Below are 10590 nucleotides of genomic sequence, written 5' to 3'. Positions count from 1 at the left end.
GCCGCTTGCGGTTCGTGGTCCCGACTGGCACTCTATCGCTCGGGACCGAACCGGGAGCGCTCACTATGGTCGGGCAAGTCGGCTTGAACGGTGTAACGGTGTACGCATACGTCCTCGCGGACGCGAACGAGATGCGGGTGCGCGTGTCCGCCGACGACTGGGAGCGACTCGGGTTGTCGCCCGGTCAGCGCGTGCGGGTGGAGCGGGGCGGGCAGGCGGAAGCGCCGTTGCTTCTGGCCGCGGCCGAACAGAACCCGCCCGTGGTGTGGCTGCGGCTCGTTTCGCTCGCTGCCCGTCGCGCGTCGTGACATTTGACGTTGGTGATCGTTGCTTCGACTCGCGAACTCGGATAGCCTGCTTCTGTTTCCGTGAACGTTTAGCTCGGTGCTCTGCACAAGGCTGATGTTGCGTCAGCCGAGCTTCTACCGCGACATTCGTCTCGGGGACCGCTGTTCCAGCACCGCTGTCAAGTTGTTGGCGATCGCGACGAGGCAGGTCTGGAACAACCCCGCGGACGTGGTTCCTGCCTCGTCGCGATCGCCAACAACTTGGCGGTGCCGCGAGCGTTCCGCGAACCGGGTCGAGAAGTAAACCAGAACGGAAACGACGCCACGATCCGGAGCGTGATCTCCGGATCGTGGCGTTTCGTGTTTATCACCAAGAAATTACAAAAAATTGCTGCGAAACGGTCGTTGGCGCCGACTTTCTCTCGGCTTTCGGGTAAAATGAGTTGAGTAACCGAAACTGCAATCGATTGCGTACTGTCGAGATATTTCGTGAGTATTTTGGGGCCGATAATTGAGGGTCCGTCACCGTTTCAAGTCGCCGCCGGTTCATGCGAGATGGGTTTTTCACAAGTCGCCAAGTGGCATATTGTTACGGCAATTGGGTAGCAAATCCTCACCCCGAAAATGTTAGCGAATGTTAGCGTTCGGTTCGCCCGCGTGGTGCGGGTAAAACGGCGTCTGAAGCCGCCGATTTTCAAGAAATTCATACACTAAGAGATTACGCTTGTTGGATCTACAACCGGGGAAGGACCACATGGTCGAGACGATGGCAGAAACGACGGCGACAGTGACGGTATCGGGGTTCGCGAACTTGGGTTTGGACAATCGCCTCGTTGATGCACTATCCGGTCTCGGCTACGAAGAGCCGACCCCCATTCAGCGCGAAGCGATTCCGCCACTGATCGAGGGCCGCGACGTCATCGGCCAGGCGGCGACGGGCACCGGGAAGACCGCCGCGTTTTCACTCCCACTGATCCACCGCCTTTCGACCCTCACTGTTCGTACCCGCCCCACTGCTCTGATTCTGGTTCCCACGCGCGAACTGGCGATGCAGGTCGCGGAATCGGTCGAGCGCTACGGTAAGCCGCTCGGGATTCGCGTTCTGGCGATGTACGGCGGCACCGGGATGGACACGCAGTTCCGCGCGCTGCACCGCGGTGTTGACGTGGTCGTCGCGACGCCGGGGCGGGCGCTCGATCACCTGCGACGCGGATCGCTCGTACTCAGCGAAATCGCGGCCGTGGTGCTGGACGAAGCCGACGAAATGCTCGACATGGGGTTCGCCGAGGACATTGAGGCGCTCATCACCGCGACCCCGGCGACCCGGCAAACGGTGCTGTTCTCCGCGACGATGGCCCCGCGCATCCGGGCCATTGCGGGCCGGCACCTGACGAACGCGGTCGAAATCGTGATCGCGCGTGCCCCGGTCGCGGCCGGAGCCGCTCCGCGTGTGCGCCAGACGGCGTACCTCGTTCCGCGTGCGCACAAGCTGGCTGCTCTTGGTCGCGTGCTCGATGTTGAAGCACCGAAGGCCGCTCTGATCTTCTGCAAGACGCGGTCGGAAGTCGACCAACTCACCGAAGCGCTGGCCGCACGCGGGTACCGCCCCGAAGCGCTGCACGGCGGGATGTCACAGGACCAGCGCGACCGCGTGATGCGGTTATTCCGGTCGGGTCAGGCGAACCTGCTCGTGGCGACCGACGTGGCCGCACGGGGGCTGGACGTCGATCACCTCACGCACGTCGTCAACTACCAGTTGCCGCTCGGAACCGAGGCTTACGTTCACCGGATCGGGCGCGTGGGCCGGGCCGGGCGCGAGGGTGTGGCCCTCACCGTGGCCGAACCGCGTGAGCAATCGGCGCTGCGAGCCATCGAGCGCGTGACCGGTCAGCGGGTCGAGTTCGCACGAGTGCCCACGGCCGCGGACCTCAAGGCGCGTCGGGCGGAACGCACGAAAGACGCAATCCGCGCGACAATCGCGGAAGGCGAACTCGACCAGTTCCGCACGATCGTTGAGTCGCTGGGCAGCGAGTTCGATCCGACGGCCATCGCGCTGGCCGCATTGAAGCTGGCTCACCGCGCGGAAATCGGCGACACCGCGGACGAACCCGACATCCCCACCACCGTGCCGGAACAGTCGCGCACGCCGTTCCGCGCACGCGGGCAACAGCAGCACCAGACGCGCTCGCCCGGTCCGCGCCTGGCTCGCATCTTCATCAGTGCGGGCCGCGAGTCCGGGATCGCGCCGCGCGACCTGGTTGGCGCGATCGCCAACGAGTCGGGCCTCCCGGGGCGCGACATCCGCGGGATCGAAATCACCGACCGCTTCTCCATCGTGGAAGTGCCCGAAGACGCGGCCGAGCACGTAATCGAATCGCTGAACGGCGCCCGCTTGCGGGGCCGCCGCGTCAGCGCTCGCCGCGATCGCCGCGAATGAGTGTGATTGGCTCCTGAAAAGCAGGAGGGCGTGGCAGTTTACTGCCACGCCCTCCTGCTTTTGCACCCGACGACTCACATCGGGCACATCAGTTACCAGTCGCTCGGGACCGGTTGGCCGTCGGCCGGGTCGATCGCGAGTAACCAGGTGTTCGCGGTAATGCTCGAAGATACTGTGCGGACGCTCCCGTCCAGCAACCCGACGACCATGCCGCCGGTGTGAGAGCTGCTCGGTCGGGAGTAATCGGCCATGTTCGGCTTCACCCCGACTTGCGGAACCCCGGTCGAGTACTTGCCGAACATCGGCGCGGTCGTGTTCGGGTTCGCGTACTGGTGGGACGACGGCCACCACCACAGGGTGCCATACGCGGTGCCGGCCCCGGCCCCGCCCTCGGTGATGCGTTCGGCCGTCAGCACCACGTTCGAGGTGCCGTCCGGAACGTTGCCGATGTTGTACTGGGCCTTCCACGGGTACAGGGCGTTGGCGCTGCGGGTCGTATCGTTACCGTTTACGGTGCCGAGCAGCAGGTAGTTCAGGATGTAGCTGCCGGAGGTGAACCCGGCGGCCGGGGTCGCGGTGACCTTGCCGTTGTTGGTGGTCGAGTCGGACGGGCACAGGTACGCCTGGACGACGCCCTGGTTATAGATGTACCCGCCGTTCATCATGCCCCACCACGTGTCGGTCGGGTTGCCGGAATCGGGGTTTTGACCCGCACGGAACAGGGAGTCCTGTTCGATGTAGGGCAGCAGCAGGTGGAACGCGGACGCCCGGTTCCGGCCGCTCGTGTCAACGTCGTACAGATTGGGCAACCGGTCGTTGTTCGCGCCCGCGTAGTTAGCCACGGCCAAGCCGAGTTGCTTAACGTTGTTCTGGCACTTGAGCCGCGCCGCGGCCTCGCGGACCTTCTGGACCGCGGGCAGGAGCAGCCCAATCAGGATCGCGATGATCGCGATCACCACCAATAGTTCGATCAGCGTAAAACCGTGCCGGTTCGTGCGGGTCGTCCCAGTCGCCATTCGTCGTCTCCAGGTGAGTAACGTGTTGAAGCAAGTTTGTTAGAACGGAGAATGCGGTACCGGTGGCTACGGAGCGGCCAGCACGGTGTCGAGGTACGTGGTGACTTTGTCGGCCCAGGCGCGTCCGTGAGCCCGAAGCCCCTTGGGGCTGAAGTGAACTCCCTTCCCGTCCTGGTCCCGGTTGTCGCCGGTGAGGGTGTCGGTGTCCGGACCTTCCAGTGCGATTCCGGTGTCCCACAAGCGCTTCTGACCGGCTCGAACTCCTTCCGCTTTGGGGCGGTTGGGGCCGAGGTACGAGACTTGTGCGACGAACCACGGAACCTGGCGCTCGATGGCTTTGCGCGAACCGTCGATGACCGTCGTCAAGGAGGTCGCGTACTGGTCCGCGGTGAGTGCGGCGTCGGACTCGCCCTGGTGCCACAGGACAGCGCGGAAGCCGTCCGACCCGAGCTGCTTCATTCGCTTGGTGGTCCAGTTGAACAACTCGCTCCCCGGGCGCCATTCGGCTGTGGTGGACGGCCCGTGCCCGGTCACCGCGACTCCGATCGGAACCTTGTACCGTTCGGCCAGTGCGTCCCCGAATGCCGGCCAGAAGCTCCCGCTGACACTGCGATCGTGTGTGCCGGGCTGCGGGTCGTTCGCCAATTGCCACTTGGTCCCGTCGAACGAGGACACGAGGTCTGATTTCAAGCGCGTCGGTTCGGCTCCGTAGTTGGTCGAGTTCGATTGGCCCGCGCCGACGAACACCTCACCGACACCGACCTTGGGAACGGCTTCTTCTGCGAGCACTTGGTTGTTAGAAAGCGCCCGAACGGAGACCTTGTACCACCCGCCCGCGGGGGCCGAAACGCGCGCGTCGAACGTGCGTTCCTGAGCGTTCATCGGAACCTGGCGCCATTCCGTGGACAGCACGCCTTCGAGCGGTTGCCCTTCGAGTTTGACCTCGACGCGGTCCGCACCGACTGGTGCCCGACCGGTCACACCCACCCAGCCATTGGTCCGAGAGGTCCGCTGAAATACCTGCCAATCGAGCGGCGCCGTCAACCCCATTGGCCCGCGGCTCGGTTCCAGGCTGGCCGTGGGGTTCGTAGCGACTTTCGCAACCTGGGTGGCTTCGGCCGCAGTGACTTCGCCGGGTTCCAGCGTCACGGTGCGGATCGCGCCCGCCGGGAGCGAGAGTTGCCACACCTGGCAGGTATCGTCCAGGTCCGTCCAGGCACCGCGGAGCAGGGTTCCGCCCGTCACCTTGAGCTTGGCACGCCCCGCGAACCACGTCGTGTTCGGCCAGTCCCGTTTGACGAGCGGTCCGGCCCACTCGCCGGCGTCGTTGGACACCGCTTGAACCGCTTTTCCGTTGAAGATCATGAAGTACACCCCGTCGCCAGCTTGCTTGTTGGTGACGGTCAAGGCCATGCGGTCCGCGAAGAACTCGTAGCGCACGGAGGCCGCCGGACTTTCGCCGAGGAACACCGTTGGCGATTGCTGGGTGAACGTCGGGAACTGGAGCGCTGCGTTCCGGCTGCCGTCGTAGAAGTAGGCACCGCGGTAGACTGTCAGGTTCCGAACGAACTCCTGTCCGCGAATCTGCAGGGTCTTGATCCCGGCCGCGTCCAGGTCCACCTCGTACTGCCCGAGCGCAACGCGGTGACTCGAAGCTGGTTCGGCTTGTGGTGCCGGAGCGGGAGTTGGTGCCGGCGCCGCTGCTGGTGCGGCTGCGGCGGGAGCTTGAGGTTTGTTCGCTTTCGCGTTACCCGCTCCGGTTGCGGGTGATTCTCCGCGCCCGCCCGCGAACGCCGCAACCAGTCCGGCGATCAGCAGGACGCCGACTGTGGCCGCAACTGCCAGTTTTCCCTTGCGCCCGAGCGGTCGAGCGCTGCGTTTTGGCGCGAGTCCGATCTGAGGTCGCTTGCTGGCCATGCTGGTCGTGCTGCTCGCCCCAGTAACAATAGCCGTCACCGCTTCCATCGCACTCTCGCGGCCGTCCGGCCCGGTGCTCGACAGTCCGGCGACCAGTTTGCCGGTGGGGTTCAGCCACGGCGTGAGCGCGGCAATCAGGTGAGCCGGGGTCTGGTACCGGTCTTCCGGGCGCTTCGCCAGCGTCTTGGCCACGACCTCGGCGAGTCCGGGCGGGAACGTCTTGTCGATTCCGCTCAGGCTCGGCGCCGGTTTGACTTGGTGTTGCAGCAGCTTCTGAGCAGTCGTACCTGTGAAAGGGGGCTTTCCTGTGAGGAGCGCGAAGAACGTCGCCCCCAAACTATAGATGTCGGCCCGGATATCGACCGCGGCGCTCATCGCCTGCTCGGGGGCGATGAAATCGGCGGTGCCGACCACCGCGCCGGAGTCCAGCATCTCGGTCACCTTGTCGGCGTCCGCCGACGACCGGGCCAGACCCATGTCCAGAATCTTGATCGTCCCGTCCCGGGTGAGCATGAGGTTGTCGGGCTTTATGTCCCGGTGAACGAACCCCTTCTCGAAAGCGTGTTGCAGTCCGGCCGCGGCCTGCGCGACGTACTCCATCGCGCGGCTACACGAGAGCGCGCCACTGGTTCGGACGATTTGCTCCAGTGTTTGCCCGTCCACAAACTCCATCGCCAGGTAGTACACGTCCCCCTGCTGGCCGACGTCGAAGATCCGGACGATGTTCGGGTGGTCCAGCGCAGCCGCGGCCCGGGCTTCGCGCTGGAAGCGTTCGACCGCGACCCGGCGGTTGGCGTCGCCCGCGCTCAACACCTTGATTGCCGCCGGGCGGTTGAGCGTTTCGTGTTCGCCCAGGTACACGGCGCCCATGCCGCCGCGCCCGAGCGGGGAGCGGATCACGTAGGGACCGAAGCGGAACCCCCGGAACTTACCGGCCAGGAGCAGTTTCGCCTGGAATTGAGTGAGCAGCCCGTTCTTGACCAGCATCACCGCGGCCCGGTTTGGGTCGTCGGGCAGCTCGTCCAATTCCCTCAGCGCGGCTTCGAGTTTTCCCGGGGCATGAATTCCACTCTTGTGGACGAGGTCCAAAAACTCAGCGGCGGTCGAGTGCGCAGACATGGTGCGTCCGCTTGCCACGGCGGCCTCGGTGTCGGAATATTCGGTGGCTCTTCGTGAGAGACAGCATGTCTGTAGAACTACTTCTCGTGAAAAGGTGCGAAAGACCGGAATAAACCGACACTGGCAACAGGTGCAGACAGGTTTTCTGACAGTTAGTCGATGGGAACTCAGGCAGGAAATGAAGACATCATCGAGAGAATAAGGATTGTGATGGAATCGTCAAAATAGTCCGGTCGTCTCACCAATAAAATCGGGCTCTCGGGCGGGGGCGAGCCGATAGCCGCTGTGAATTGTGATTTGTTGTATCAAAATACCCCGTTCGTGCCCCCCGTTCGTTCGGACCCGTCATTCTGCTAAATTAACGGCTCCCCCCAGAGGCCCGGCGAATGAGCGCGTCCGACAATCGGTCCGATCTCGCGACAAAGTACATCGACCAACTCCCCTATCCACCATACCCGGTACAGGAGGAGGCGCTGCTCGCGTGGTTCACCGCGGAGCAGGGGGTGATGGTCTGCGCGCCGACCGGGACCGGTAAAACGCTCATCGCACACGCGGCGCTGTTCGAGGCGCTCCACACGAACACGGTCGCGTACTACACCACGCCGCTCATCGCGCTCACCGAGCAAAAGTTCACCGAGGTGCAGGCCGCGGCGGTTCGGTGGGGGTTCAAGGCCGAGGACGTGGGGCTGGTGACGGGGAACCGCCGCGTGAACCCGAACGCGCGCGTGCTCATCGTTGTGGCCGAGATCCTGCTGAACCGGTTGCTGCACGCAGAAGGTTTCGATTTTCAGCACACGTCCGCGGTGGTGATGGACGAGTTCCACAGTTTCGCAGACCCCGAACGTGGGATCGTGTGGGAACTGTCGCTCAACATGCTCCCGAAGCACATTCGGCTGCTGCTGCTCTCCGCCACCGTCGGCAACGCGGTCGAGTTCACGAACTGGCTCGACCGGTGCCACGGGCGGCAACTCGAACTGGTCGAGGGGCGCGAGCGGAAGATCCCGCTGACGTACCGCTGGGTGCCGGACCAGTTCCTCAACGAACTGCTCGTGGACATCGCGAAGGGCGACGACGCGACGCGCAAAACCCCCGCGCTGGTGTTCGCGTTCAACCGCGACGAGTGCTGGAACGTGGCCGAGCAGTTGAAGGGGTTGGACCTGATGAACGCGGCGCAGAAGGCCGCGCTCAACAAGGAGTGCGATAAGCTCGACTGGCCCAACGGCGTCGGGCCGAAGCTCAAACAGATGCTCCGGCGTGGCGTCGGGGTTCACCACGCCGGGTTGCTGCCGAAGTACCGCCGCGTGGTAGAGGAACTCTTCGAGAAGAAATTGCTCAGTGTCGCACTCTGCACAGAAACGCTCGCGGCGGGTATTAATCTTCCCGCGCGTTCGGTGGTGCTCACGTCGCTCGTGAAGGGGCCGTTCGGCAAAGAGAAGCTCATCGACCCGAGCACCGCGCACCAGATCTTCGGCCGCGCCGGGCGTCCGCAATACGACACCGAAGGGTACGTCTTCGCGTACCCGGAAGAGGACGACGTGCGCATCCTCCGGTGGAAGCAGCAGTACGACCAGATCCCCGAGAACACGAAGGACCCGGGCCTGCTCAAAGCGAAGAAGGCGCTGCTCAAAAAGAAGCCGACGCGGAACTCGCAGAAGAAATACTGGACCGAGGCCGACTTCGAGCGCCTGAAGAGCGCCCCGGCGGGCCGCCTCTACAGCAAGGGGCCGCTCCCGTGGCGGCTACTCGCGTACCTGCTGAAGGTGTCGCCGGACGTCGAGAAGATCCGCAGCGTCGTTCGCAAGCGGTTGCTCGATCAACCGCGCATCGAAGCGGGAATGAAGCAGCTCACGCGGATGCTGACCACACTCCACGAGAACGGGTTCGTGAAGCTCGACCCGGAACCGCCGGCAAAGGAGGAACCTGTCCTCCCGCCTCCCGCTCCTGAAGGGAAGGAGAAGAAGGCGGTGCTCGATCTCACAGTCACTAATAAAGGAGCCGCCCCCTCGCCGCGTCCCGAAGTCCCACCGTATACGCCGCTCACGGCAACGCCCACGCCTGAACTCGACAAACTGCTCGTGTTCCGTGCGTGTCACCCGCTGTACGGAGCATTTTTAATCGACTTGCTCGGGGTTGCGAACCGCGAAGAGCGCCTGCAGTTGCTCGAAAGCGTCCTCGAACTCCCGCGCCCGCTGCTGAAGTTCGTCCGCGTGCCGTTCGATCTATCCCCTGGGCCGCTACAAACCGAGAAACTCGACCCGGAGTTGATCGCGAAGGGGCTGATCGTCGCGAAGCCGCCAAAAGAAGAGGGCGAGGAAGAAGAGGAAGAGGAGTGGGTGCCGTGGGACGAGCGCCCGCCGGTACTGGCGGACAAGGCACGGATGCTCTTTGACGCGAAGTACCCCGAAGTGGGCGACTTCATGACGCAGGGCGTGTGGGCCGCGAACGAGGTGATGAATTACGGCAACTTCAACACTTACGTCACCACCAAGGATCTCACGAAACAGGAAGGATTGATCTTCCGGCACCTACTGCGACTCATTCTGTTGACGCAGGAGTTCGAGCAGCTCACCCCACCGGGACTCACACCGGAGGACTGGAAGAAGGAACTGGCCGAGATCGCCGACAAGCTCACGGAGATTTGTCGCACGGTGGACCCGACGAGCACGGAAGAGGCGATCAAACGCGCCCACGGTGCCGATGTGGTGGAGGGCGAGGAGCACGCCAAGGTCGTCACCGCGAAGGCCCCCGAGCCGGCCCCACCGACCGGTATGACCGTGGAGGAGGAAGAGGACTTCAGTGCGGGACTCGCGGATTAAATGGGCGCTGGGCCGTTCAATTGGCGGGGAATCCGGTACGCCCGCGCCGGCCCACTTTGATAGACTGCTGGCTGAAATTGAATGCGAGTTCACAAACCCGAACGCCGTTCGCGATTCCCATGAAGAACACTGCCGTTCTGCTGATTACCTGCCCCGACCGCAAGGGGATCGTCGCCGCGGTCGCCGAGTTCCTCTACAAGTTCGACGCGAACATTCTCCACGCGGACCAGCACCAGGACGCACAGGGGAAGCTGTTCCTGATGCGAGTGGAATGGGATCTCGCGGGATTCGCGCTCGACCTCGCGGAGTTCTCCCGGCGCTTCTCGCCGCTCGCCGATCGGTTCGAGATGCGCTGGCGCCTGGAAGACTCGCGCCAGCCGTTGCGGGTCGCGCTGTTCGTCTCGAAGTACGACCACTGCTTGATGGACTTGCTGTACCGCCACAAGACGGGCGAACTGCCCTGCGACATCCCGCTCATCGTCGCGAACCACCCGGACGCGAAGAAGTGGAGCGACTTTTACGGCGTGCCGTTCCACCTGATCCCGATTCCACCCGGCGCGAAAGACGAGGCCGAGAAGCAGCAACTGGACCTGCTCGCGGCGGAGAAGATCGACCTTGTGGTGATGGCGCGGTACATGCAGGTACTGTCGAAGAACTTTGTCTCGAAGTACCCGCACCGGGTGATCAACGTCCACCACTCGTTCCTGCCCGCGTTCGTGGGTGCGAAGCCGTACCACCGCGCGTTCGAGCGCGGGGTCAAACTGATCGGCGCGACGAGTCACTACGCGACGGAAGACCTGGACGAAGGGCCGATTATTGAACAGGACGTGGTCCGCATTTCGCACCGCGACGGCCTCGAAGACCTGCTGGAGAAGGGCCGCGACCTGGAGAAGATGGTCCTGTCGCGTGCGGTGCGGTGGCACATCGATCACCGCATCCTGATCTACGACTGCAAAACGGTCATTTTCGACTGAAGCGTTGGATGTTATCGCGACAAT

General features: G+C 63.8%; 6 protein-coding genes. 4 read left to right on the top strand and 2 right to left on the bottom strand.

The window, feature by feature from the left end:
• Positions 1 to 65: 65 nt before the first annotated feature.
• Together VT84_RS19480 and VT84_RS19475 are read left to right on the top strand one after the other, a co-directional pair.
• A complete protein-coding gene (locus VT84_RS19480) occupies positions 66 to 308 on the top strand; it encodes a hypothetical protein (protein ID WP_052554730.1) in 243 nt (80 codons plus the stop codon).
• Positions 309 to 1041: 733 nt separating this feature from the next.
• Positions 1042 to 2724: a DEAD/DEAH box helicase gene (locus tag VT84_RS19475; protein WP_082840686.1), complete on the top strand. Its 1683-nt coding sequence runs from the start codon at positions 1042 to 1044 to the stop codon at positions 2722 to 2724.
• A 92-nt stretch (positions 2725 to 2816) separates the two neighbouring features.
• On the opposite strand, the gene VT84_RS19470 is transcribed toward VT84_RS19475, so the two are convergent.
• Together VT84_RS19470 and VT84_RS19465 are read right to left on the bottom strand one after the other, a co-directional pair.
• A complete protein-coding gene (locus VT84_RS19470; protein ID WP_082843352.1) occupies positions 2817 to 3740 on the bottom strand; it encodes a DUF1559 domain-containing protein in 924 nt (307 codons plus the stop codon).
• A gap of 66 nt (positions 3741 to 3806) precedes the next feature.
• Positions 3807 to 6776: a protein kinase domain-containing protein gene (locus tag VT84_RS19465; protein WP_082840685.1), complete on the bottom strand. Its 2970-nt coding sequence runs from the start codon at positions 6774 to 6776 to the stop codon at positions 3807 to 3809.
• Positions 6777 to 7162: 386 nt separating this feature from the next.
• Here VT84_RS19465 and VT84_RS19460 point away from each other — a divergent pair, with 386 nt between their 5' ends.
• Positions 7163 to 9592 (top strand): DEAD/DEAH box helicase, encoded by a 2430-nt coding sequence (locus VT84_RS19460; protein WP_082840684.1) that lies wholly within the window; start codon positions 7163 to 7165, stop codon positions 9590 to 9592.
• A gap of 119 nt (positions 9593 to 9711) precedes the next feature.
• Positions 9712 to 10566 carry a formyltetrahydrofolate deformylase gene (gene purU / locus VT84_RS19455; RefSeq protein WP_082840683.1) on the top strand — a complete coding sequence of 285 codons (855 nt, stop codon included), beginning with the start codon at positions 9712 to 9714 and terminating at the stop codon, positions 10564 to 10566.
• The last annotated feature ends 24 nt before the right edge of the window (positions 10567 to 10590 follow it).

Origin of the sequence: Gemmata sp. SH-PL17 (assembly GCF_001610855.1) — a bacterium.
GTDB lineage: Bacteria > Planctomycetota > Planctomycetia > Gemmatales > Gemmataceae > Gemmata > Gemmata massiliana.
The sequence above is the reverse complement of the archived record's forward strand: the minus strand, read 5'-3'. Positions and strand labels throughout refer to the sequence as shown.